At 62.0% G+C, this 23359-nt stretch carries 20 protein-coding genes and 1 pseudogene; 18 read left to right on the plus strand and 3 right to left on the minus strand.

Annotated features, from left to right (window positions below):
• Positions 1–25: 25 nt before the first annotated feature.
• The 6 genes from M5C71_RS00950 to M5C71_RS00975 all read left to right on the plus strand — a co-directional run bounded on the left by M5C71_RS00950 (position 26) and on the right by M5C71_RS00975 (position 6230).
• A complete protein-coding gene (locus M5C71_RS00950; protein ID WP_248767044.1) occupies positions 26–910 on the plus strand; it encodes an SDR family oxidoreductase in 885 nt (294 codons plus the stop codon).
• Positions 911–1097: 187 nt separating this feature from the next.
• On the plus strand, positions 1098–1364 hold the full coding sequence (locus M5C71_RS00955; RefSeq protein WP_103494412.1) for a ParD-like family protein: 267 nt from the start codon (positions 1098–1100) through the stop codon (positions 1362–1364).
• Positions 1361–2173, plus strand: coding sequence for a type I methionyl aminopeptidase (map, locus tag M5C71_RS00960; RefSeq protein WP_103494411.1), 813 nt, complete (start codon positions 1361–1363; stop codon positions 2171–2173). The genes M5C71_RS00955 and map overlap by 4 nt, the downstream gene beginning before the upstream one ends.
• An 87-nt stretch (positions 2174–2260) precedes the next feature.
• Entirely contained in the window at positions 2261–3133 is an 873-nt protein-coding gene (locus M5C71_RS00965) for an AraC family transcriptional regulator (protein ID WP_103494410.1), read from the plus strand.
• A gap of 156 nt (positions 3134–3289) precedes the next feature.
• Positions 3290–4558 carry a DUF1479 domain-containing protein gene (locus M5C71_RS00970; RefSeq protein ID WP_248767045.1) on the plus strand — a complete coding sequence of 423 codons (1269 nt, stop codon included), beginning with the start codon at positions 3290–3292 and terminating at the stop codon, positions 4556–4558.
• A 103-nt stretch (positions 4559–4661) separates the two neighbouring features.
• Entirely contained in the window at positions 4662–6230 is a 1569-nt protein-coding gene (locus M5C71_RS00975) for a sensor domain-containing diguanylate cyclase (RefSeq protein ID WP_103494408.1), read from the plus strand.
• Between the two features lie 130 nt (positions 6231–6360).
• Here M5C71_RS00975 and M5C71_RS00980 read toward each other — a convergent pair.
• Together M5C71_RS00980 and M5C71_RS00985 are read right to left on the minus strand one after the other, a co-directional pair.
• Positions 6361–7167, minus strand: a pseudogene (locus M5C71_RS00980) (hydantoinase/carbamoylase family amidase); the annotation flags it as partial.
• Between the two features lie 77 nt (positions 7168–7244).
• Positions 7245–8102: a LysR substrate-binding domain-containing protein gene (locus M5C71_RS00985; RefSeq protein ID WP_103494407.1), complete on the minus strand. Its 858-nt coding sequence runs from the start codon at positions 8100–8102 to the stop codon at positions 7245–7247.
• A 243-nt stretch (positions 8103–8345) separates the two neighbouring features.
• Between M5C71_RS00985 and M5C71_RS00990 the strand changes: the two genes are divergently transcribed.
• The 10 genes from M5C71_RS00990 (at position 8346) to metC (ending at position 19017) form a co-directional block, all read left to right on the plus strand.
• A complete protein-coding gene (locus M5C71_RS00990; RefSeq protein ID WP_103494406.1) occupies positions 8346–9179 on the plus strand; it encodes a transporter substrate-binding domain-containing protein in 834 nt (277 codons plus the stop codon).
• 152 nt (positions 9180–9331) lie between these two features.
• Entirely contained in the window at positions 9332–10153 is an 822-nt protein-coding gene (locus tag M5C71_RS00995) for a transporter substrate-binding domain-containing protein (protein ID WP_103494405.1), read from the plus strand.
• Positions 10150–11559 carry an FAD-binding oxidoreductase gene (locus M5C71_RS01000; RefSeq protein WP_103494404.1) on the plus strand — a complete coding sequence of 470 codons (1410 nt, stop codon included), beginning with the start codon at positions 10150–10152 and terminating at the stop codon, positions 11557–11559. The genes M5C71_RS00995 and M5C71_RS01000 overlap by 4 nt, the downstream gene beginning before the upstream one ends.
• Positions 11556–12770 carry an aminotransferase class I/II-fold pyridoxal phosphate-dependent enzyme gene (locus M5C71_RS01005; protein ID WP_248767046.1) on the plus strand — a complete coding sequence of 405 codons (1215 nt, stop codon included), beginning with the start codon at positions 11556–11558 and terminating at the stop codon, positions 12768–12770. The genes M5C71_RS01000 and M5C71_RS01005 overlap by 4 nt, the downstream gene beginning before the upstream one ends.
• The gene (locus M5C71_RS01010) at positions 12770–13492 is read left to right on the plus strand and encodes an amino acid ABC transporter permease (RefSeq protein ID WP_103494402.1); all 723 of its coding nucleotides are present in this window, start codon (positions 12770–12772) and stop codon (positions 13490–13492) included. The genes M5C71_RS01005 and M5C71_RS01010 overlap by 1 nt, the downstream gene beginning before the upstream one ends.
• Positions 13482–14156, plus strand: coding sequence for an amino acid ABC transporter permease (locus tag M5C71_RS01015; RefSeq protein ID WP_103494401.1), 675 nt, complete (start codon positions 13482–13484; stop codon positions 14154–14156). Before M5C71_RS01010 ends, M5C71_RS01015 begins: the two co-directional genes overlap by 11 nt.
• The gene (locus tag M5C71_RS01020) at positions 14143–14964 is read left to right on the plus strand and encodes an amino acid ABC transporter ATP-binding protein (RefSeq protein ID WP_103494400.1); all 822 of its coding nucleotides are present in this window, start codon (positions 14143–14145) and stop codon (positions 14962–14964) included. Before M5C71_RS01015 ends, M5C71_RS01020 begins: the two co-directional genes overlap by 14 nt.
• A gap of 29 nt (positions 14965–14993) precedes the next feature.
• Positions 14994–15593, plus strand: a complete 600-nt coding sequence (locus tag M5C71_RS01025) for a cysteine dioxygenase (protein WP_103494399.1) — start codon at positions 14994–14996, stop codon at positions 15591–15593.
• Complete coding sequence (locus tag M5C71_RS01030; RefSeq protein WP_103494398.1) at positions 15590–16246, plus strand: glutathione binding-like protein; 657 nt, start codon at positions 15590–15592, stop codon at positions 16244–16246. Before M5C71_RS01025 ends, M5C71_RS01030 begins: the two co-directional genes overlap by 4 nt.
• Positions 16247–16272: 26 nt before the next feature.
• Positions 16273–19017 (plus strand): cystathionine beta-lyase, encoded by a 2745-nt coding sequence (gene metC, locus M5C71_RS01035; protein ID WP_248767475.1) that lies wholly within the window; start codon positions 16273–16275, stop codon positions 19015–19017.
• 16 nt (positions 19018–19033) lie between these two features.
• Here metC and M5C71_RS01040 read toward each other — a convergent pair whose 3' ends face one another.
• A complete protein-coding gene (locus M5C71_RS01040) occupies positions 19034–19939 on the minus strand; it encodes an AraC family transcriptional regulator (RefSeq protein WP_100943409.1) in 906 nt (301 codons plus the stop codon).
• Between the two features lie 125 nt (positions 19940–20064).
• On the opposite strand from M5C71_RS01040, the gene cobF reads away from it, so the two are divergent.
• Both cobF and M5C71_RS01050 read left to right on the plus strand, forming a co-directional pair.
• Positions 20065–20814, plus strand: coding sequence for a precorrin-6A synthase (deacetylating) (gene cobF, locus M5C71_RS01045; protein WP_103494397.1), 750 nt, complete (start codon positions 20065–20067; stop codon positions 20812–20814).
• 211 nt (positions 20815–21025) lie between these two features.
• Positions 21026–23359 (plus strand): glycoside hydrolase, encoded by a 2334-nt coding sequence (locus M5C71_RS01050; protein ID WP_247263131.1) that lies wholly within the window; start codon positions 21026–21028, stop codon positions 23357–23359.

The raw sequence follows: 23359 nt of genomic DNA on the forward strand, positions 1-23359 counted from the left end.
GGGAAACCACCCAGGAGACTCTGCTATGCGAATATTTCTGACGGGCGCGACCGGTTTTATCGGTTCGGCGATTGTTCCTGAACTGCTCAAGGCCGGGCACGAGGTCATTGGCATGGCCCGTTCGGAGATGGGCGCACAGGCACTGCTCGACGCAGGGGCTGAAGTGCATCGCGGCGATTTGGAGGACCCCGAGAGCCTACGCGCCGGTGCGGCGAAGGCCGACGGTGTTATCCATACGGCTTTCGACCATGATTTCTCGAGGTTTGTCGCCAATTGCGAGAAGGACAAGCGTGCCATTGAGGCACTGGGGTCCGCACTCGCGGGTTCCAATCGTCCCCTGGTCATTACCTCCGGGACCGGGTTGGGCAGCTCCGCACATGGGGTACTGGCGACCGAAGATGTCTGCAATACCAGCCATCCCAATCCACGCGTCGCGTCCGAGCTGGCGGGAAATGTTTTGTTGGAAGCAGGCGTCAACCTGTCGGTGGTGCGATTACCCAAAGTCCACAACACACTCAAGCAGGGCCTTATCACACCGCTTGTTGCCGTTGCGCGCGAAAAGGGCATCTCGGCGTACATGGGTGAAGGCCGTAACCGTTGGCCGGCGGGCCATCTCTTCGATGCCGCGCGTCTATACCGCCTGGCCCTGGAGAAAGGCGAGCCGGGGGCGCGTTATCACGCCGTCGGCGAAGAAGGCGTCAGCAGTCGCGAAATAGCCGAGGCGATTGGCCGGGGTCTGAATGTACCGGTGGTGTCGATCACGGCTCAGGAAGCCGTGGCGCACTTTGGCTGGCTGGAGATGTTCGTCAGTCTGGATATGCCGGCTTCCAGTGCCCAGACACAAGCACGCCTGGGTTGGCATCCGACAGGGCCGCTGCTGATCGCCGATCTTGACGAAGCACGTTTTTAAGAGCCATTCAGGGGGGGCAGTTTTCTACCCCCCTTGCGATCTGTCGCGGAACCTGTGGAAGCGCCCTGGAGCGGGCGATCGTACTGACACATGGGCTGCGCGACAGTCACCTCGCACGATGAAATTGCGATCCCGCACCGTTATCGACTAATATACGATTCATATATATTTCATATTGGATAAGTCGATGGGCATCGTAAAAATTTCAGAGGGTATGCATGAGCATCTGCGCGTCGCCAGCGATGCCTTGAGTCGTTCGATCAATGCCCAGGCCGAGCACTGGATGCGCATCGGCATGCTGGCGGAGCTGTATCCCGACCTGGATCACCGCGACATCAGTCGTTTGCTGATTCGTGCCGAACTGGCTGGCGGCCTCGATTTGAAGCAGCTGTGTGCGCTTGCCGATCTTTCCCAAGGCTCCCAGGTCCATGCGGCACCAGGAGCCCAGCAATGAAAACCAACGTCAAGATCAATACCCAGGCGGAAATAGCCCTGTCCGGCGCGGCGGGCAAACTGGCCGCCGAGGTGCTGGCCATGATCACGCCCCACGTCAAGGCGGGTGTTACCACCGACGAGCTGGATCAGCTTTGCCACGATTACATCGTCAATGTGCAGAAGGCCATTCCCGGTAATGTCGGCTACCACGGCTTCCCGAAAACCGTGTGTGCCTCTGTCAACGAGGTGGTCTGCCACGGCATTCCTTCGGCCAAGGTGCTGAAGGACGGCGATATCGTCAATATCGATATCGCCGTGGTCAAGGATGGCTGGTACGGCGACACCAGCCGCATGTACTTCGTCGGTGAGCCCAGCCCGCAGGCTCGGCGTCTGGTCAAGACCACGTATGAAGCCATGTGCGCGGGTATTCGCATGGTCCGCCCCGGCGCGACGCTGGGCGATATCGGTCATGCGATTCAGAGCGTTGCCGAGCGCGACGGCTTCAGTGTGGTGCGCGAGTACTGCGGCCATGGTATCGGCAAGATCTACCACGATGAGCCACAGGTCCTGCATTACGGCTATCCGGGTCAGGGCCTGACACTGAAAGCCGGGATGATTTTCACCATTGAACCCATGCTCAATGCCGGCAAGCGCCATGTGAAAACCCTGAGCGATGGCTGGACGGTGGTCACCAAGGATCAGACCCTCTCGGCCCAGTGGGAACATATGGTGGCGGTCACCGATGACGGCTTCAAGGTGTTGACGCCTTGGCCTGACAGCGTCGACGACTATCCCGCCATTGTTCAGGCGCCTATCAGGTCATCGTAAGCAGGCAGCGCCTGCGGGAAGTGTGACTGGTGACGCCCAATGATACGATTGTGGCGTGCTCACTTCCCTCTAAGGCAGTAATGGTTCATGAAGCCCAGTTTCGAGAAGGTACCCAGCGCAGCGGATACTTCCTGGACCTTGCTGAACAGGCGCCTTGCGCAGGCGATACCCTTTGAGTGGCACCATCATCCTGAGTACGAGCTGACCCTCACGTTGAACAGTCGAGGGCATCGCTATATCAGTAATGATGTGGCGCTGTACGACGATGGCGATCTGGTCCTGATCGGCCCTAACGTCCCACACAGTTGGTCCTCCGCCGAACTTATTGATCCGACCGGACCGCACATTGCCTTGGTCATCTGGTTCTCCGAGGCTTGGGTGCAGGCTCTGGTCAAACTGTGCCCGGAGATGGGCGCTGTCCGCGCCTTGTTGGTAGCCGCTCGGAATGCCCTGCGTTTCAGTGACGCCGCTTCTGGCGAACTGCGCCCTATCATCGAAGCGATGGTGGATCAGGACGCTACGCAACGGCTGATCTCACTGCTGACGGTGCTGAACAGGCTCGCCCGGGATGTGCATGCCGAGAAAATTGCCCCCGCCTGCAGCACTCAGGCCTTCACTGCAATCACCGAAGATGCTCGTATCCATCGGGCCCTTGATTACATTCACGACCACTATGCGAGTGCGCTGAGTCTTTCAGCGTTGGCGGAGATGGCCTGCGTCAGCGTTTCAGCCTTTCATCGAATGTTCAGGAGGCACACGCGGTGTACGGTGTTGGAGTACATCGTCCGGTTGCGCGTCGGACACGCCTGTGCGTTGTTGATGCAAGGCAACGTGGCCGTTTCGATCATTGCCGGGCGGGTGGGGTACTCGTCCCAAGCGCTTTTCAACCGGCAGTTCAAGGCGCAAAAGGGCATGACCCCTTCGGAGTTCCGGCAGCGGCACGGGCACCATTTCCAATAAGCCTGCCCATGGCGACCTGTCAGGCCGTTAATCGAATGGCGCCATGGGCGCAAGGAAGGAAGCCAGAATCGTATTGCTCAACGCTTGAAATGTGGCTGCCGCCAAGCACCGCCCAATGTTTTGATGCCTGTACGAACAATAAGACGCAGGTGTCTCATGAATCAGTATCAAGCATTCGAAAGCGCGGCGCTCCCGGACAACTACAAGGACAGCATCGTCAAAATGAAAAAGACCTTGCGCGCGCAGATAGGCGATGTGGAGTCCTTGTTTGCCGAAGTCTGTGGGTTCATTATGGCCGAGATCGCCTCGATCAAGGCGCAGGAGGCGCTGACCGGTTCCGGATGGCCAGTCCTAGAATTTGACGCCATCGCCGCGGGTGAGGTGAGCGAAGAGCAACTTGCAGGAATCAGGCGCCGGGGCTGTCTGGTGATCAAAAATCACTTCCCCAGAGAGCAGGTCCTGGCATGGGACAAGGGGCTTCTGGAGTACTTGGACAAGAATGACTTCGACCGGATTTATCGCGGGCCGGTCGATCAATTCTTTGGCAACCTCGAGGCCTCGCGGCCGGAGATTTTTCCGATCTATTGGTCGGTTTCACAGATGCAACTGCGCCAGGATGCGCGCATGGGCACCGCGCAGTCATTTCTGAACCGGCTGTGGAAAATTCATTCCCAAGGTCAGCAGTGGTTCAACCCGGATATCAACGCGCTTTACCCGGATCGCGTACGCCGTCGTCCACCCGGAACCACTTCCCGGGGGCTGGGGCCACATACCGACTCGGGGGCGTTGGAGCGCTGGCTGCATCCTGCCTACTTGAAGGTCTTCGACAAAATCTACCGCAATGACTTCAAGTCTTACGACCCTTGGGATGCCGCGTATCGTACCGAGGTAGACGAGTATGCCTACAAAGACACGGTGAAATGCTCCGCATTCAGGACCTTTCAAGGCTGGACCGCATTATCCGATATGCGCGCCGATCAAGGTGTATTGCATACCTTGCCGATCCCCAAGGCCATGGCCTACATGCTCCTGCGTCCCTTGCTCGATGATGTGCCGGAGGATGAGCTGTGTGGCGTCGCGCCGGGCAAGGTACTGCCGGTTTCGCAACAGTGGCATCCGCTGCTGGTCCAGGGGCTGACGCCCATCCCCGATATGCAGGCGGGGGACTCAGTTTGGTGGCACTGCGATGTTATCCATAGTGTTGCGCCCGTGGAGGATCAAGAGGGCTGGGGTAACGTCATGTATGTGCCCGCAGCCCCGATGTGCCCGAAAAACCGCCAATATGCCAAGGACGTTTGCCGAGCGTTCGAGGCCGGCGAGTCGCCGGATGATTTTCCGCCTGAACACTACGAAGCGTCATGGAAGGGCCGTTTCACGGTTGAGCAGTTGAACGCCTTCGGGCGCAACGGTTTGGGCCTATTCTGAAGGGGGGCTGGCATCGTGAGTGCCTCTCATGGCCAGAAATGTGAGGTGTCGGTGAAAATCGCATAAGCTACATCACATCATTTCAACCACACGGAAGGGTTTCATGATCACAAAAGCGACCTCGTTTCTAAGGACCGAATGGGCGAATGCCAAGCTCAAGCTCGGCCATGTGGTGCTTTTTGTGGCAGCGGTCTGTATCTCATTGATCGCGATCAGCATCTGGGGGATGTTCAATTCTTTGGAGTACCACTTGCATGACAAAGAGATCCAGATGTCAAACCTTTCCAAGGCCTTGTCATCCAGTATCGCGGCGACGCTCACTCAAGTTGACACCGTGATATTGGGTATTCAGGGACAAGTGGAAGTTGAGGGCACCGGGGCGCAGACCCTGGAAAGGCTGGGGGCGATACTGAAAAACCAACAAAAAAGCCTGCCGCAAGTCCATGGTTTTTTTATTTATGACGAGCAGGGGCGCTGGTTATTCAACTCAAACGGCGCAACTCCGCCGGGCGTCAACAATTCGGATCGCGACTATTTTATCTACCATCGCGATCATGCCAGCTCGGCGCCCTATATTGGCCCCTCCATACGCAGTCGCTCAACAAATGAATGGGTCATGACCATCTCGCGGAGGCTCAATCACCCGGACGGCAGTTTCGCCGGAGTAACAGTAGCCACGATCTATCTTAAATACTTTCTCGGTCTCTATGACGGCATCGACATGGGGGCCAATGGCCTGATCAATCTGACTTCCTCCACAGGGCATATCGTCGTACGCAAACCTTTTCACGACGCTGATATCGGCACCGATATTTCAACGGGGGAAGTCTTTGCGTTGCTGAGGCCTGAGATCAGCTCGGGCACTGCTACCATAAGGTCATTTATTGACCATGTTGAGCGGGTCATCAGCTTTCAGCGGGTCAATGGCTACCCCCTGGTGGTGATTGCGGCCTTTGACAGAAGTGAAGTTCTGGCGGATTGGCGTAACGAATCCTTTGCCAGCTTTCTTATTTCATCGGTATTGCTGATTGTGCTCAGCGTTCTTGGCTATCGGCTGATCAAACTCATGAGCCAGCAGATTCAGGCGCAAAAGGACTTGCAGCGTTCTGAAAAAAATTATATCGAGGCCAACAAGGCGCTCGGGCAACTGGCGCTCGAGGATAGCCTGACGGGCCTGCCGAATCGCCGTAAGTTTGACTTGTTTATCAGTGCGGAGATCAACAAGGCAAGACGCAGGCCTGATGACATTGCCCTGATCATGATCGACGTGGATCTGTTTAAAAAATACAACGATCATTACGGTCATGTTCAAGGCGATGAGTGTTTGAAGATGGTGAGCACCATTATCAAGAAAAACATCACTCGAGAAGGCGATCTGGCCGCCCGCTATGGAGGAGAGGAGTTTGCTATCATCCTCTCGAATACAGACTACGTGGGTGCCTTTATTATTGCCGAAAGAATTCGAACTGAAGTGGAGAGTTGTTCAATTCAACATGATGAATCGCCGGCCAAAGTCGTCACCATCAGTGTGGGCATCAGTGCGTTGTCAGGCTCAAGAATGGACACGCCTGAGAACTTGATCGATATCGCTGACAAGGCACTGTATGTCGCCAAGACCAGTGGTAGAAATCGGACCGTTATTTCCAATCATCTTTCGGATGCGACGGTTTGAGCTGAAACGGCCCAGTGCCGACGGCGTTCAAGCGCTTGCCAACCACGCCTGTTGGCGAGCCCGAAGCGAATCCGCGGACTCACCCACCAGCTTCGCGTAGACGCCGGTGGCCTGTGGTTTTCGGGGAGTGCTACAGCTGGACGTTCAGGCGATGGTTGACCACATCCAGGAGCACCTCGGCACCTTTGATCAACTGATCGTCATCGGTGTGCTCGCGCGGGTTGTGGCTGATGCCGCCACGGCTGGGTACGAAGATCATCGCCGACGGGGCAATTCTCGCAATCATCTGTGCGTCATGGCCCGCGCCCGAGGTCATGCGCTTGTGGCTGAAGCCGAAACTTTGGGCGCTGGCTTCGATCTCGTCGGCCAGGCCGGCGTCGAATATCACCGGTTGGAAGCGCACCAGTTGTGTGGTGCTGATATGCACGCCCTCGGCCTCCGAAATTTTGGCAAGGAACCGGGAAAGTCGTTGTTCGGCGGCTGCCAGCCGTGCTTCATCGGGATCACGCAGGTCCACGGTGAAGCTGGCCTTGCGCGGTATGACGTTGATCACATTCGGCTCGAAATTCATGCAGCCGACGGTGGCCAGGGTGGTGTCGTCCGAGTCCATGGCGATCTTGCGCAGTTCGGCCACCACCGCGCTGGCGACGTAGCCGGCGTCATGACGCAAGCGGGTAGGGGTGGTGCCCGCGTGGTTGGCATTGCCTTGCACGATCACCTGTTGCCAGGAGATTCCCTGGAGGTTTTCCACCACGCCGATCAAGGTGTTTTCCGCCTCGAGGATCGGCCCCTGCTCGATATGCAGTTCCAGGTATTCGTGGGGGACGATGGCTCCCGGTTGCAGGTCGCCGGCATAGCCGATGCGTGCCAGCTCTTCGGCGAGGCGCGTGCCGTCCGTGCCGATGGTGGCCAAGGCGTCCTCAATCGACAGCCCCCCCGGCGTACACCAGTGAGCCTGGGTTACGGGCTGACGGTCATCGCGGCGGTGGAGGTGGAGAATGAGCGCTTGAGCGCCTACAACCCCTGGCTGCTACGAATCAGATCATAGGCCCGGCGCACCAGTGGATTGACCGTGTTGGGGCGGATCCACAGGTGATAGGTCACATCCGGCAAGCGCGGCAAGCCATCGTTTTCCCCCAGTACCCGCATATCCGGCCCCAGCAGCTCCATGCTGCGCGGCGTCACGCCGAGTCCGGCACGAATCGCCGCCTTGATGCCGATCAGGTTCGAGGCCAGGTAGGCCTGGCGCCAGGCAATCCCCTCACGCTCCAGTGCTTCCATGGCATAGCGCCGGTAGATACTCGGTTCTTCCACCAGGATCAGTGGCAACGGTTCGCTGGGGACATGGATGTACTGCGCCGAACAGATCCACCACACCGGCGAGGTGCGCAGGGCAAAACCTTGCAGGCGCGAGTCTTCGCGGGTGGAAATGACCATGTCGATCTTGCCCCGGTGCAGGTCTTCCATCAGGTAGGGGCTGCGGCCGACATCGATTTCCAGGCGCAGGCGCGGTGCCGAGCGGGCGATATGGCTGAGGATCGGCGGCAGGATGGTGTCGGCGATATCGTGGGGCGAACCGATGCGCAGTACGCCACTCAAGTGGCTTTCCTTCAGGGCATTGAGCGCCTCGTCATTCAGCGACAACAGTTGCCGGGCATGACGCAGTAACTGCCGCCCCGGCTCGGTCAGCTGTTTCTGCCGGCCCTGTTTCTGGAACAGGCTGACGCCCACCTGCTGTTCCAGGCGTTGCATCTGCTGGGTCACGGACGATTGCGTGCGCGCCAGGTGCTGGCCGGCTTCGGCAAAACTGTGATGGTCCACCACCGCGACGAAGGTGCGAAGCAGTTCCAGATCCAGGGTCGGAGAGGGCATGGCGGCTCGAATTCATATCAAGGGCGATCGCCAATAGATTACAGATGCTGATGTATTTGGCGAGCCTAAATTATTCTTAACGCTGAAAGTCCCAGTAAACAGGGGATATGCCGTTTTTCTCAAAAGCTAATAACCAGAAAGTTATAACAATATTAGATATTTGAATTTCCGTTCGTCCCTGGCGCTCCCTAGCATGCAGGTCAACAAGGTCGGGATACGCCGATTGCCATCGAGGGGATAGTCATGTCGTTCAAGCGCACACCGGGCCAACGCCTGCTTCCTGCTTTTATCGGCGCCGTGCTGGCGTTGGGGGCGGTGGCTGCGGCCCAGGCCGATACCACCCTGGACAAGATCGAGCAGCGCCACAAACTGGTGGTCGGCGTGCTGTTGTCCGGCGGGCCGTTCGGTTCCATCGATCCGTCGACCCAGGCGCCCAAGGGCCTCAATGTCGATTTGGCCAATGCCCTGGGCCAGGACCTGAAGGTTGATGTCGAACTGGTGCCGGTGCTGCCGGCCAACCGCGTGCAGTTTCTGCAGCAGGGCAAGGTTGACCTGCTGATCGCCAATATGGAGTGGACGCCGGAGCGCGACGGCCAGTTGGGGCATGTGCCGACGCCGTTCTACAAGGTCGGCGGTACCGCGGCGGTGTTGAAGAGCAGCAAGATCACCCGCTGGGAAGACCTCAAGGGGCAGCCGGTGTGCACTTCCCAGGGCAGCAGCTATGTCAAGCCGTTGAGCGAGCTGGGCGCGCAGTTGAAAGCCTTCAAGAGTTCTTCGGAGTCCCTGCTGGCACTGCGCGGCAACAACTGCGTGGCGGCGGTCCACGATGCGACGCTGATCAATCCGCTGCTGGCGGGCAACCCGGAGTGGCAGGACTATCGCGCCATCACTCCGGAGTTGAACCCGGCCCCGTCAGTGATCTGGACCCGTCAGGGCGAGGTCGATACCCAGAAGCGCTTGGACACGGTGGTCCAGGGCCTGCACCGCAGCGGCTGGCTGATCGAGGCCGAGAGCCGTAATCAGATCTCGCCGAAGTCGCCGGCGCTGGTGGAGTTGCATAACCAGTTCAAGGGTTGATTCTCACGCCGATTCGCAGGCAGCCCCGTTCATTGTAGGAGCATGGCTTGTCGGGACGCCGCACTGCGGCGAAGGGGTCCGTAAGACCGCTAAAAGCTTCGCGGGCAAGCCCTGCTCCTACAGACCGATGTTGCATTCAAGGAATACTCTACATGCTCAGATTGTTACCCTTCGCCCTAGCGCTCTTCGCCTCCCTGGCCCAGGCCGATGCCACCCTCGACAAGATCCAGTCGCGGCACAAGATCAGTATCGGCGTGATCCTCAGCGGTCCACCGTTCGGCACCATCGACCCGGCCACCGGTGCCCATCAAGGCTATAACGTCGAGCTCGCCAAGGGCCTGGCCCAGCGCCTCGGCGTGGAGCTGGAAAGCGTCTCGGTACTGGCACCCAACCGCGTGCAGTTCCTGCAACAGGGCAAGGTCGATGCGCTGATCGCCAATATGCAGTTCACCGAAGAACGCGCCGAGATCCTCGACTATGTGCCCACGCCTTACGAAGAAGTCGGCGGCGCGGCGCTGATTCGCAAGGGCGCCGGCATCACCCGTTGGGAAGACCTCAAGGGCAAGCCGGTCTGTGTTTCCCAGGGCAGCAACTTCACCAAGCCATTGCAGGAAGTCTATGGCGCGCAGATCAAGGCCTTCCGCAGCCAGTCCGAATCGCTGCTGTCCCTGCGCGGCAATGGCTGCGTGGCCGCGGTCCACGTCAGCCCGACCATGCACAGCCTGCTCGACGAGGCCGAATGGTCCGGCTACGAGATCCCGCTGCCCACCGACCTGATCCCGTCGAATTCGGTGATCTGGGTGCGCAAGGGCGAAAAGGATATCCAGGCCCGTCTCGACGCGATTGTCCGTGACTGGCACCGCAGTGGCTGGCTGATCGAGCTGGGCAAGCGCACCGGCATGCCGCCCTCTCAAGCGCTGCTGCAGTTGCATGAGCAGTTCAAGGATGCGGCTCCACTGGCGCAGCTCCCATGAGTGGGTTGTTCGCGCAGTTGCAACAACTGCTGGGCGCGGCCCATGTCCAGGACTCCATCGCCGGGAGCGCGTTCCTCAGCGACAAGCACCGTGTCTACCATGGCCGGGTCGTCGCCGTGGTGCACCCGGCCAGTACCGAGGAAGTCGCCGCCGTGGTGCGGGTCTGCGCCCACCATGGTGCGCCGCTGGTGGTGCAGGGTGGCAATACCGGCCTGATGGGCGCGGCCACTCCGGACGCCACGGGCAGCAGCGTGTTGGTGCTGCTCGACCGCATGAACCGCATCCGCCAGATCGATACCGACAACGACACCGTCACCGTCGAGGCCGGCTGTATCCTGCAGAACCTGCAGGACGCGGCCCGTAACGCCGGGCGCCTGTTTCCCCTGAGCCTGGGTGCGCAAGGCAGTTGCACCCTGGGCGGCAATCTCGGCACCAATGCCGGCGGCACCGGTGTGTTGCGTTATGGCAATACCCGCGAGCTGACCCTGGGCCTGGAAGTGGTGACCGCCGACGGTGATATCTGGAACGGCTTGCGCGGTCTGCGCAAGGACAATACCGGCTACGACCTGCGCGACCTGTTTATCGGCAGCGAAGGCACCCTGGGCATTATCACCGCCGCCACCTTGAAACTCTTTCCGCTGCCCAAGGCCCAGAGCACTGCGTTGCTGGCATTCGACTCCCTGGAGCAGGCGGTGACCTTCCTGTCCCATGCCCGCGCCGGTTTTGGCGCCGACCTGACGGCTTTCGAACTGATGTCCGCCGCCTGCCTGGCGTTGTTGCGCCAGCAATTTCCCGATGACCCGCAACCCTTCGCCCAGGCACCGCAAGCCTGGTTCGCGTTGCTGGAGCTGTCCGACAACCACAGCGCCGAACATGCCCGTGATGCTTTCGAACGGGTGCTGGGCGAGGCCTTCGAGCTGAATCTGCTGGCCGATGCGCTGATTGCCGAAAGCCTGGCCCAGAGCGCCGCGCTGTGGCAGTTGCGGGAAAACATGAGCGAAGCCCAGGCCCGCGAGGGGCGCAATATGAAGCACGATATCTCGCTGCCGATCTCGCGCATTGCCGACTTCGTCCGCGAGACCGATGCCTTGTTGCAGGAACATTTCCCCGGCGTGCGCAACCTGACTTTCGGCCACCTCGGCGACGGCAACCTGCACTACAACGTCGCCGCGCGCCTCGGCCAGCCGGTCGAAGCGCATATGGCCCACTACGCGGCGCTCAGCGCCCTGGTGCATCGCAATACCCACGCCCACGGCGGTTCCATCAGCGCCGAGCACGGTATCGGCCAACGCAAGCGCGCGTTGCTGGCCGAGGTCAAGAGCCCGGTGGAGCTGGACCTGATGCGCCGAATCAAACAGGCCCTCGATCCCCGTGGGTTGCTCAATCCAGGCAAGGTGCTGCCATGACTGTTCGACTGTCCAAACGGGTGCAGAAGGTGTCGCTGTCGGCCAATGCGGCAGCCAAGTCCCGGGCCACGGCCTTGCGCGACGGCGGTCGCGACGTGCTTGACCTGACCACCGGCGAGCCGGATTTCGATACCCCCTTGCATATCAAGGAAGCGGCCTGTGCGGCCATCGCCGCCGGCGCGACCAAATACACCGCGACCCCGGGCGTACCGGCGCTGCGCGAGGCGGTGCGGCGCAAACTCAAGCGCGAAAATCGCCTCGACTATGACGTGCCCCAGATCGTGATCGCCAACGGTGCGAAACAGATCATCTTCAATGCCTTCGCCGCGACCCTCGACGAGGGTGACGAAGTGCTGGTGCCGGTGCCGTACTGGCCGTCTTTCCCGGACAGCGTGCGGATCAATGGCGGCGAACCGGTGTTTATCCACTCGACCCTGGAGCAGGGCTGCAAGCTGACTCCGGCGCAGCTCAACGGCTTGATTGGCGAGCGCACCCGCTGGCTGATCCTCAACAGCCCGGGCAACCCCAGCGGTGCGGTCTACAGTGCCGATGAGCTGAGTGCGTTGGCCGAGGTGCTGCGCCGCCATCCCCAGATGCTGGTGCTGCTCGATGAGTTGTACGAGCACATTCGTTTCGACGGCCAGGCGCCGCTGAACCTGCTCAATGTCGCGCCGGATCTGCAGGAGCGCTGCCTGCTGGTGGGCGGGGTGTCCAAGACCTATGCCATGACCGGCTGGCGCATCGGCTTTGGCGCCGGTCCCCAGGCACTGACCACGGCCATGAGCGTGGTCCAGTCGCAATCGGCGTCCGGTGCTTCGTCGGTCAGTCAGGCGGCGGCCCTGGCGGCTTATGAAGGCGGGCTGGATTTCCTCAAGCCGCAAGTGGCGGCCTATCAGGAGCGCCGCGATCTACTGGTGGCCGCCTTGAGCGAAGTCGACGGGCTCGAAGTGCTGCAACCCGAGGGCGGTTTTTTCGTCTTTGTCCGTTGTGCCGGCCTGATCGGCCGCCTGCGCCCGGACGGCCAGGTCATCGGCAGCGACAACGAACTGGTGGATTATCTGCTGGAGGAGGGCGTCGCCGGGGTCGCGGGGAGCGCCTATGGCCTGTCGCCGTGGTTCCGTCTGTCGATCGCCACGGCCACCGACAGCGTGCGTGAGGCCGGCCGCCGGATTGCCGCCGCCTGTGCCCGGCTGGGCGAGGGCCCGGCGTGATGGAAACCTTTGTGCAGTGGGCCGCCCACCTGGGGCTCAACTACCGCTTCCTGCTGGACGGCTACCAACGCGGCAGCCTGATCGACGGGGCCTGGACCACGCTGCTGCTGTGCGTGCTGACCATTATCGGCAGCCTGCTGGCGGGGCTCACCCTGGCGGCGATGCTGACCAGCGGGAACAAGGCGCTGTCGCGTCCGGCGCGGCTATTTATCGAGGTCACGCGCAATACGCCGACCCTGGTCCAGCTCTACTGCGCCTTCCTGGTGCTGAACATGCTGCTGACCCAGGCGGTGGGCGCGGCCAACCCGCTGACGCCGTTTGCCTGGGTGGTGATCGTGATTTCCATGCACAAGGGCGCCTTCCATGCCGAAGCCCTGCGCGCCGGGATCGAGGCGGTGCCGGCGGTGACAATGGAGGCCGCCAGTTCCCTGGCCTTCAGTCGTCGCCAGTTGCTGTGGAATGTGCAGTTGCCGCTGGCCCTGCGCTTTGCCCTGCCGTCACTGGTGAACAACCTGATCGACCTGGTGAAGATGACCGCCGTGGCCTCGGCCATTGCCGTCGGTGATATCACCTACGCCTCGATCATGATCTGGACCCAGAGCGACAACGTGCTGGAACTGATGATTCTGATGCTGAGTTTTTTCGGGATACTGAGTTTTATCGTCAACTGTGTGGGCCGGGCGTTGGAAGCGCGGTTGAGGATGCCCGGTTATGGTCATTGAATCCTTGTGGCAATGGTCGCCGGCGCTGGCCGTGGGCTTTGCGCAGAATATCCTGATCAGCCTGCTGGCGATTGTCATCGGCTCGCTGCTGGGTTTGCTGATCGGTGCGCTGGGGCTGTCGCCGCTGCGGATCCTGCGCCTGCCGGCACGGCTATGGGTGCAGCTGTTTCGCAACGCGCCCTGGCTGGTGCTGATCTACTTCACCACCTACGTGTTTCCCTTCGAGATCCATATCGGCGGCACCTACCTGCCGTTTCCCGACTGGCTGAAAGTCACCGTCGGCCTGGCGCTGCCGGCCAGTGCCAACGTCGCCGAGATCTTTCGCGGGGCCATCGGCTCGATTCCCGGCACCCAGTGGGAAGCCGCGCGCTCCCTGGCCTTCAGTCGCGGCCAGTTGTTTCGCTCGATCATCCTGCCTCAGTGCTTCAAACGCATGCTGCCGCCATGGATGAACCTCTACGCGGTGATCACCATGGGCACGGCGCTGGCGTCGCTGGTGGGCGTGCATGACCTGATCGACACCGCGCAGATCGCCAGCAACACCGTCAACCGCACCGGCTTCACCGTGCTGATCTACTTCAGCGTGCTGGCGTTGTTCTTTGTCTATTGCTACCCGATTTCCCGTCTGACCCAACGCCTGGAGCGACGCTATGCCTTCTACTGAACCCCTCGTCAGCCTGCGCGACCTGCACCTGTCGTTCGGCGCCAACGCGGTGCTCAAGGGCATCGACCTTGATGTGCAGCGTGGCCAGGCAGTGTCCATCATCGGGCCTTCGGGCTCGGGCAAGTCGACGATCCTGCGTTGCATCACCGGGCTGCTCAAACCCCAGCGCGGGACCATTCGCGTCGGCGCCACCGAGGTGCGCCAACTGCACCGCGAGGCCGAGCTGATCGAGTTGCGCAAGCGGGTCGGCTTCGTTTTCCAGCAATACAACCTGTTCCCGCACCTGTCGGTGCTGGACAACCTGCTGATCGCCCCGTGCAAGGTGCTGGGCCGCAGCCGTGCCGACGCCGAAAAGGAGGCCCGGCAGTTGCTCGCCAAAGTGCGCATGGAGCACAAGGTCGACGCCTTTCCCGGACAACTGTCCGGCGGCCAGCAACAGCGGGTGGCGATTGCCCGGGCCCTGGCCATGCGCCCGGAACTGATCCTGTTCGATGAAGTGACCTCGGCCCTCGACCCGGAAACCGTCGGCGAAGTACTGACGGTGATTCGCGAGCTGACCGAAGAGGGCATGACCTGCGTGCTGGTGACCCATGAAATGCGCTTTGCCGAGGAGATCAGCGATCAGGTGTATTTCACCGAAAACGGTCTGATCGTCGAATCCGGCAGCGCCTACCAGGTGTTCCAGCAGCCGCAAAGCGAACGCACCCGCGAATTCCTCCGGCATGCCCTGGGCGACGCCGGCCGTCGCCACCTGCAACCCGACCCGTATTTGCTGAGCAATATCAGCCGCTACAGCCTGTCCGTCTGACCGTGATCCACCCGATAAGGAGCCTGCCCATGAGCACCACCGAACGCGCCAACGTGATCGAATCTTTCCTGGTGAAAATCCGTGCCATCCATCAGCGCGGTGTTGACCGTGCCGCTTTGCAAGAGATCGTCGCCCTGTTGGAAGACCTTGCCGAGCGCCGCGACCTGTTCAACTTCGAAGCCTTTCCGGCACCGGTGGCGGGTGAGGGGAGTACCGCCTTCCGCTATCGCCTGAACGACGATGGCGAGACCCCGACCCTGTACCTCAACTCGCTGCTGCCGGGCAAGAACACCATCGCCCACAACCACGAAACCTGGGCGGTGATCAGTGCCGTCGAGGGCCAGGAACTCAACCGCGTCTATGCCCGCGGTGACGACGGCAGCGACCCTCGGCGTGCCGAGCTCAAGCTTGAGCGCGAAGTGGTGGTCCAGCCGGGCACCTCCATCGCTTTCCTCGGTGAAGACCTGCACAGCATCCGTGTCGATGGCGAGCAGGCGACCCTGCATTTCCATCTCTACGGGCGTCCGCTGGAATCCCTCAATGGTCGCTATGGCGTGCAGGACGACGGCAGTATCCTCAACTACAACGCTTCGCAGATGGCGCCTTCGATCAAGGCCTACGCGGCATGATCGACCTCCATTACTGGCCGACGGCCAATGGCTTGAAAGTCGGGATTCTGATCGAAGAGCTGGGGTTGGAATATCGCCTGCTGCCGGTGAACATCCGCCAGGGTCAGCAGCGTGAAGCGGCGTTCCAGCAGATCAGTGCCAATGGCCGGATTCCGGCCATTGTCGATCACCGGCCGGCCGACAACGGCGAGCCGTTGAGCCTGTTCGAATCCGGGGCGATTCTCAACTACCTGGCCGACAAGACCGGGCAGTTCCTCCCGCCGGCCGGCAGTCGCGAGCGGCGACGGGTGCAGGAGTGGCTATTCTGGCAGGTGGGGCATATCACGCCGTACCTGAGCCAGTGGCAGCTGTTCCGGGAAAAGGCCCCGGAGCCGATTCCCTTTGCCCTCGACCTGCTGCAGGGCGAAGCCACCCGGCTGTATGAAGTACTGGAGCGACGCCTGGCCCTGCAGGACTTTGTCGCGGGTGAATACAGCATTGCCGATATGGCGATCTTCCCCTGGATCCAGCCCGCCCGGCAGGGTTTCGACCTGGGCGACTACCCGGCGATCAACGCCTGGCGCGAACGCATCAAGGCCCGTCCGGCGGTGCAGCGTGCCTACGCCAGGGGCCGTGAACTGGCCGCGGGCGAGCGCTCGTTGGTGCTGGAATGAGCTCTTCACTGGAAAGCGGGGTTTATGTGAGTAAAACCATTACACCGGCACAGTTGCAGCAATGGCTGTTCGACGGACGGGAAATCGCCCTGTTCGATGTGCGTGAGCACGGTCAGTACGGTGAGGCCCATCTGTTTCACGGGGTGCATTTGCCCTATAGCCGCCTGGAGCTGGAGGTCCGTCGTCTGGCACCCGAGCCGCGAGTGCGGTTGGTGATCTACGACCAGGATGGCGGCGAACTGGCTGCCCGTGCCGCGCAACGCCTGCAGGCATTGGGTTATGAGCAGGTGCATGTGCTGCAGGGCGGTGCCGACGGTTGGCAGGCGGCGGGCCTGCAGTTGTTCGCCGGCGTGCATGTGCCGTCCAAGGCTTTTGGCGAATGGGTGGAAGAAGCCTGTCATACGCCGCATATCAGCGCGACCGAACTGGCTGACTGGCAGGCCCGGGGCGAACCCTTGGTACTGCTGGACGGCCGACCCTTCGACGAATACCGCAAGATGACCATTCCGGGCTCGGTCTGCTGCCCGAATGGTGAGTTGGGCTATCGCCTGCACGACCTGGTGGCGGACGAGTCGACGCCGATCGTGATCAACTGCGCCGGGCGCACCCGCAGCATTATCGGGGCCCAGACGCTGATCAATCTCGGGGTGAAAAACCCGGTTTATGCCCTGGAAAACGGCACGCAAGGTTGGTTCCTGGCCGATCTTCAGTTGGAGCATGGCAGTACCCGACGCTACAGCGATGTGGCGCCGCCGGTGGGTATCGAGCAGCAGCGCGAGGCGGCCCGCACGCTGGCCCGGCGTGCCGAGGTGCCGACGGTCACGGCGGCCCAGGTCACGGCCTGGGCACAAGCGGGTGACGGCAGTTTGTTCCTCTGCGATGTGCGCAGTGCCGAGGAGTTCGGTCTCGGCAGCCTGCCGGGCGCGCAACACACGCCGGGAGGCCAGTTGATCCAGGCCACCGATTTGTATATCGGTGTGCGCCAGGCGCGGGTGGTGGTGTTCGACGATGATGGCGTGCGCGCGCCCATCGTTGCCAGTTGGTTGCGCCAGTTGGGGCACGATGCCCGGGTCCTGGAAGACGGGCTGTATAGCGGTTTGCGCTTGCCGCTGGCGGGAGCCTTGCCGTTGCCCGAGTTGCCCGCGCTTGAGGCGCAGGAGCTGTCCCGTGAACTGGCCGAAGACGCGCTGGTGCTGATCGACCTGCGTTCGAGCATGGCCTTTCGCAAGGCCCATCTGGCCGGTTCGCGCTGGTCGATCCGCTCGTTGCTCGCCGCTGAAGTCGCGGGCGAAGAGCGGCCCCTGGTGCTGCTGGCGGACGATATCGCCGTGGCGCAGTTGGCGGCCCTGGAACTGCCCGAGGCCCAGCGCCAACAGGTGCGGTTTTCCAGCGCGGACCTGTCGGCCTGGCAAGCGGCCGGGCTGACGCTGGTCAACGATGCGTCGGTGTTGCCTGACGAGCGTTGCATCGACTTCCTGTTTTTCACCCACGACCGCCATTCCGGCAACAAGGACGCGGCACGCCAGTACCTGGCCTGGGAAACCGGCCTGCTGGCGCAGATGACCCCGGCGGAAATCGCCAGCCTGAAACCGCTGGCACCGGCCAAGGCCCCCGTGGATGTGCGGACCCGGCTGGTTCACGCGGCCCGTACCCTCAAGGGCAGCGGCCCGCGTTCGGTGAACGTGCCGGTCACTCGCTTGAGCACCGTGCTGTTCGACAACCTGGCGGATATGCGTGACGCCCGCCGTCGCCGCGACAGCGAACGGGTCCTGAGCTACGGCGCTCGGGGCAATCCCACGGCCTTTGCCCTGGAAGACCTGGTGACGGAGCTGGAAGGCGGCCATCGCACGCGTCTGTTCGGAACCGGGCTGGCGGCGGTGGCGCAGACCTTCCTGGCCTATCTGCGTCCGGGCGACCATGTGCTGATTACCGATGGCGTCTACTTCCCGGTGCGGCGCCTGGCGAAGGAGTTCCTGGCGCCCTTTGGCATCGAGGTCGGTTATTTCCCGGCGGACGGCCGGGATATCGAGTCGCGTCTGCAGGCCAATACCCGTATGGTCTATTGCGAGTCGCCGAGTTCCCTGCTCTACGAACTGAACGATCTGCCGGCCATCGCGGCCTTGTGCAAGCCACGGGGTATCCTGCTGGCGGTCGACAACACCTGGGGTTCGGGCTACCAGTACCGGCCGTTGGTCCTGGGGGCGGATATCTCGATCATGGCCTTGACCAAGTACCTGTGCGGTCACAGCGACGTGGTGATGGGCAGTGTCTGTACCACCGAGGCGGCCTGGCCGGCGTTGGCGCGGATGAGCGACAGCTTTGGCAACACGGTGAGCCCGGATGATGCCTACCTGGTGCTGCGCGGTGCGCGGACCCTGGCGGCGCGCCTGGAGGTGCATCAACGCCAGGCGCTGGAAGTTGCTCGCTGGTTGCAGGCGCAGCCACAGGTGCGCCAGGTGTTCCATCCGGCCTTGTCCACGCACCCGGATCATGAGCTTTGGGTGCGGGATTTCAGTGGCAGCAACGGGCTGCTGTCGTTCGAGTTCGCTGACGCCGATCCCGGACAGTTGGAGCGCTTTATCGGGGCGTTGCAGTTGTTCGGGCTGGGGGCTTCATGGGGCGGCTATGAAAGCCTGGTGACCGTGGTGGATGTGAGCGAGCGGCAATTTGCCGGGCCGACACTGCACCCGGTGATCCGCTTGCATATCGGCCTGGAGGCGGTTTCTTCGCTGATTGAAGACTTGCAGCGTGGTTTTGCCGCCCTGGCGTAACCTGCCGACCACGGCTTCAGCCGTGGTTCTGCTCCGTCAGGCGCTGTACCGCCAGACGCCGGTAATGCGAGGGCGTCATGCCCTTGAGTTGCTGGAAGCGGCGGTTGAAGTTGGAGATATTGTTGAAGCCTGACTCGAAGCAGACATCGGTCACCGGCTTGTCGCCGTCCGCGAGCAATTCGCAGGACTTGCTGATGCGCAGGCGATTGACGAATTCGACGAAACAACGGCCGGTGGCCTGCTTGAACACCCGGGAAAAGTAGGTGGGCTTCATGCCCAGGTACTCGGCCACTTCTTCCAGCGGCAGCTCCCGGGCATAGTGGGCAAAAATATAGTCGACCGCCCGGTTGGTGCGGTCGATATTGTGCTCGTCGGCCAGTTGTGGTGTGGTAACACCCGACAGCAACTGGTAATCGTCACAGTTGCCGAGCAGCTCCAGCAGGATCAGGAAGTGACCGAGCCGGGTGACTCCCTGGGAGTCGGCGATACGTTGCATCAAGGTCGTGGCCTGGCGCACGGTGTGCTGGCAACGGAACTCGATGCCGTACTGGGCCCGTTCCAGCAGTGGCGTCAGGGTTTTCAGCTCGGCGAACACCAGATGGCCACTTTCGAACAGCTCGTCGGTGAAGTTCACCAGCATGTCGCGCTTGGGCACCACTTCGTCCTCGGCCACCTGGCTGATCCAGTTGTGGGGCAGGTTGGGGCCGGTCAGGAACAGGGTCTGTGGGTAGAAGTTGCCGATATAATCGCCAATGAACACCTTGCCGGAGCTGGCGACGATCAGGTGCAGTTCGTATTCCTTGTGGAAATGCCAACGGACCAGGGGGCAGGGAAAACCATGCTGGCGATAGATGATCGACAGGCCGTTGTGGTCGTCCATCAGCTCGTAGGAGGGGTCGGTGACGCGGGCTGCTCGGGTCATGCCTGGCTACTTGTCGTTTTTTGTTGTGGGCGCTTTCCGATAATGCCCTCATCCTTGCCATCGCGCCAGTTGCGCCGTACCCAAGAGGGGGACGTGCCAGGCGTCAGACAACCGGAGCGCCAGTCATGAAAACCCTTCTGCTGATCGGCATGGGCCCCGGCCACCCGGAGCAGATCACCGTCCAGGCGATCAATGCGCTCAATCGCGCCTCGGTGCTGTTCCTGCTGGACAAGGGCGAGACCAAGGACGATCTGTTGAATTTGCGCAAGGACATCTGCGAACGCTACATCCAGCAGCCCGGTTGCCGACAGGTCCAGGTCAGCGATCCGGTGCGCGAGGACTCGGCGGCGTCCTACGAGGCGGGTGTCGAGCACTGGCATCGACAACGGGCGGCCCTGTTCGCGCGGCTGATCGACGAGGAGCTGGGCGAGGATGAGTGCGGCGCGTTCCTGGTCTGGGGCGATCCGGGGCTCTATGACAGTACCCTGAGAATCCTTGAGCGGGTCCGTGCGCTGGGCGGTCCGGCGTTTGCCGTCGAGGTGATTCCGGGCATCAGCAGTATCCAGGTGCTGGCCGCGCAGCATCGGATTGCCCTGAATCGTATCGGCGAGCCGCTGCTGATCACCACCGGGCGACGGCTGGAAGCGGCTGATCTGGACAATGTGGTGGTCATGCTCGATGCCCGCTGCGCGTTTAGCCAGTTCGCCGACCAGGACCTGGAAATCTATTGGGGCGCCTACCTGGGGACCGAAGACGAGCTGCTGGTGGCCGGCAAGCTCCACGAGGTGGGCGAGCGGATTCGCCGTGTGCGCGAAGCCGCGCGCAAGCGCAAAGGCTGGATCATGGACTGTTACCTGTTGCGCCGGCCGCTGTAGGAGCGGAGCCTGTCGGATCGCCGCACCGCCGCGAAGGGGCCCGTGAGGCCGCTGAAAGCTTCGCGGCGGTGCGGCGATCCGACAAGCTCCGCTCCCACATCCACAGATTTTTAGTGCTTTCACTCGACTTGAGGAGAAGCGGACTACAGGGTCTTTTCTCCTCGGTCAGTTAAGGTTCATCGGTTTACACACCTGAATCGATGAGGACAACATGAAGGTCATGCCGCCGCGGTGGATGAATGATCGTCACTGCCTGCAGATCTGGCTGACCCTGCTCGGATGGACCTTGGCCCTGAGCGTCGAAGGGGCTTCCCAGGTCTACCTGCCTCATCGTTCAGGGACCTTTGTCGTCGACCCGGCGACCCTGGCCGTGTCCCTGCACCACAGCGACGAACATCGGTTCCCGGCCTTGCTCAGCGCCGCGGCCTTCGACGAGGACGCGCAGGTCATCGAGCGAGACGGTAACCGCTGGCGGGTCCGACAGGCGGACCAGGATTTCAGGATCGAGGTCGGGGTCGATGGGAATGCCCTGGTGGTCACGGTGCAGGCCGAACAACCGGGGCGGCTGGAGTGGCCCAGGCCCGTCGAGGACGGGGCGATCGAAGCCCATGCGATTCCCTTTGGCGAAGGCGCCTATATCCCCAGCGACGATCCGAAATGGCTCGACTGGCTGCTGCGGCGTTATCAGCCGGCCCGGCTCAATGGGGTGTTGTCGATGCCGTTCTGGACCGAACTGCGCAAGGACTGTTCCATCACCTGGATCGTCGAGACGCCGTTCAACACCAGCTTTGGCATCAAGGCGCAAAACGCCCGGCCCTTGCCGACCCTCAGCCATGCCTTCAATCGCCTGGCCCCCGGCGCGCCTTACCGGGTACGCATCGTCGTCGGCCCGCGGGAACCGCTGATCGGCGCACGGCTGTACCGCCAGTGGCTGCGCGATCACGATCAGTTCGTCTCGTTGCGCGAGAAAATCCACACTCAACCCCACGTTGCCCGCCTGGGCGGCGCGCCGCATATCTATCTGTGGGATGCCGGACCGCTGAAGGCGGGCGATATCCTGCACTGGCCGGAGTTCCTGCGCTTTTTTGCCCAGCACCGCGATGACAGCGATCACCTGGCCTCCAGGCTCTGGGGGGCCTTCGAGCTCAAGGCTCGAGAGGCCTTCCTGCTGGCGTTGGGTGAAGCCGATAGTGCCTTTGGGCAGGTCCCACCTTTTGCCCGGATCCAGGTGATCCGGGCGATCAATGCCGGGTTGCTCGCGGTGATCGGGCGTGAGGCCCGGGCACCCTTGCCCGGCAATCATGATCCCCTGGCCGAGGTGGCCTGGGCGCAAACGGTGCGTCAGCAGTTGCGCGAGGCCTTTGGTGATCTGCTGGCACCGGCCGAGCGCTGGGGTGGTGGTTTGTCCCTGGACACCGTTGCCGCCTTGCAGGGGGCGGGTCTGGCCCGGGCCTGGCTGGGCGCCGATGACTGGCGCGATGCCTTCTGGCACCCCGAGGCGGTGGACGCGGCCAAGGCCGCCGGCTACCTGGTGTCGGCCTACGACAGTTACGGCAGCGCGCATCCGTCGAATCTGCAAGCCAGTTGGGCGACCGCGAAGATGGGCGATGAACTGGTCGCCGCCGGTTATACCGACGAGCAGGGCAAGAAAGTCCAGGGCTTCAATGGCCGTGGTGTGTTCGTCAATCCGCGCAGCGTCGAGGCCTATGCCCGGCGGCGGATCAGCGCCGTGGCGCGGGCGGGGCGCCTGAACAGCTATTTTCTCGATGTCGACGCCGCCGGTCCCGAGTTCAGTGATTACACACCGGGTCGGGAAACCAGCCAGGCGCAGGATGCCGAGGCGCGCCGCCGGCGCCTGGCGTATCCGGTCCAGGCGCTGGACCTGGTCACGGGCAGCGAGGGCGGGCAGGCCTTCTATGCGCCGATCATCGCCTTCAGCCATGGCATTGCCACCCAGCCCTTTGCCTGGATGGACGCGGATATGCGCAAGAACAAGCGCTCGCGTTATTACCTGGGCGGTTATTGGCCGCCGGAAACCCCCAACCTGTATTTCAAGGCGGTCCCGCTCAAGCCGGAGGTGGCGCGCTTCGTGACGTCGGCCGAGTTTCGCCTGCCGCTGTACCAGATAGCGCTGCATGACAGCCTGGTCAGTACCCATCACTGGGAGTACGGCTCGCTGAAGTTCTCCAGCGAACGTGATGTCACGGCCTTGCTGCAGTTGCTGTACATGGTGCCGCCGCTGTATCACCTGAACGATCAGGTGATTTCCCGTGACCTGCCGCTGATCAGTGCCTACGACAAGGTGTTCCGGCCCTTGCACGAGCGCCTGTTCAGCCAGGCCTTGGACGATTTCCAGGTGTTGTCCGGGGATCGCCTGCTGCAACGCTCGACCTTTGCCGATGGCACGCTGATTACCGTCAACTTCTCCGTCAGGCCCAGCCGCACGCCGGAGGGCCGGCAACTGCCTCCGTTGTCGGCCCATGTGGTGGTGGCCGGCGAGCCGGCGCAACTGATCGAGATCCGCCAGCTCCTCGGTGCCTCCTGA

Origin of the sequence: Pseudomonas sp. MWU12-2345 (assembly GCF_023242385.1) — a bacterium.
Classification (GTDB): Bacteria; Pseudomonadota; Gammaproteobacteria; order Pseudomonadales; family Pseudomonadaceae; genus Aquipseudomonas; species Aquipseudomonas gingeri_D.

Excerpts from the sequence above, each read along its gene's own strand:
- M5C71_RS00950 (WP_248767044.1), top strand. The coding sequence starts at position 26 with ATGCGAATATTTCTGACGGGCGCGACCGGTTTTATCGGTTCGGCGATT.
- M5C71_RS00955 (WP_103494412.1), top strand. The coding sequence starts at position 1,098 with ATGGGCATCGTAAAAATTTCAGAGGGTATGCATGAGCATCTGCGCGTC.
- map (WP_103494411.1), top strand. The coding sequence starts at position 1,361 with ATGAAAACCAACGTCAAGATCAATACCCAGGCGGAAATAGCCCTGTCC.
- M5C71_RS00965 (WP_103494410.1), top strand. The coding sequence starts at position 2,261 with ATGAAGCCCAGTTTCGAGAAGGTACCCAGCGCAGCGGATACTTCCTGG.
- M5C71_RS00970 (WP_248767045.1), top strand. The coding sequence starts at position 3,290 with ATGAATCAGTATCAAGCATTCGAAAGCGCGGCGCTCCCGGACAACTAC.
- M5C71_RS00975 (WP_103494408.1), top strand. The coding sequence starts at position 4,662 with ATGATCACAAAAGCGACCTCGTTTCTAAGGACCGAATGGGCGAATGCC.
- M5C71_RS00985 (WP_103494407.1), bottom strand. The coding sequence starts at position 8,102 with ATGCCCTCTCCGACCCTGGATCTGGAACTGCTTCGCACCTTCGTCGCG.
- M5C71_RS00990 (WP_103494406.1), top strand. The coding sequence starts at position 8,346 with ATGTCGTTCAAGCGCACACCGGGCCAACGCCTGCTTCCTGCTTTTATC.
- M5C71_RS00995 (WP_103494405.1), top strand. The coding sequence starts at position 9,332 with ATGCTCAGATTGTTACCCTTCGCCCTAGCGCTCTTCGCCTCCCTGGCC.
- M5C71_RS01000 (WP_103494404.1), top strand. The coding sequence starts at position 10,150 with ATGAGTGGGTTGTTCGCGCAGTTGCAACAACTGCTGGGCGCGGCCCAT.
- M5C71_RS01005 (WP_248767046.1), top strand. The coding sequence starts at position 11,556 with ATGACTGTTCGACTGTCCAAACGGGTGCAGAAGGTGTCGCTGTCGGCC.
- M5C71_RS01010 (WP_103494402.1), top strand. The coding sequence starts at position 12,770 with ATGGAAACCTTTGTGCAGTGGGCCGCCCACCTGGGGCTCAACTACCGC.
- M5C71_RS01015 (WP_103494401.1), top strand. The coding sequence starts at position 13,482 with ATGGTCATTGAATCCTTGTGGCAATGGTCGCCGGCGCTGGCCGTGGGC.
- M5C71_RS01020 (WP_103494400.1), top strand. The coding sequence starts at position 14,143 with ATGCCTTCTACTGAACCCCTCGTCAGCCTGCGCGACCTGCACCTGTCG.
- M5C71_RS01025 (WP_103494399.1), top strand. The coding sequence starts at position 14,994 with ATGAGCACCACCGAACGCGCCAACGTGATCGAATCTTTCCTGGTGAAA.
- M5C71_RS01030 (WP_103494398.1), top strand. The coding sequence starts at position 15,590 with ATGATCGACCTCCATTACTGGCCGACGGCCAATGGCTTGAAAGTCGGG.
- M5C71_RS01040 (WP_100943409.1), bottom strand. The coding sequence starts at position 19,939 with ATGACCCGAGCAGCCCGCGTCACCGACCCCTCCTACGAGCTGATGGAC.
- cobF (WP_103494397.1), top strand. The coding sequence starts at position 20,065 with ATGAAAACCCTTCTGCTGATCGGCATGGGCCCCGGCCACCCGGAGCAG.
- M5C71_RS01050 (WP_247263131.1), top strand. The coding sequence starts at position 21,026 with ATGAAGGTCATGCCGCCGCGGTGGATGAATGATCGTCACTGCCTGCAG.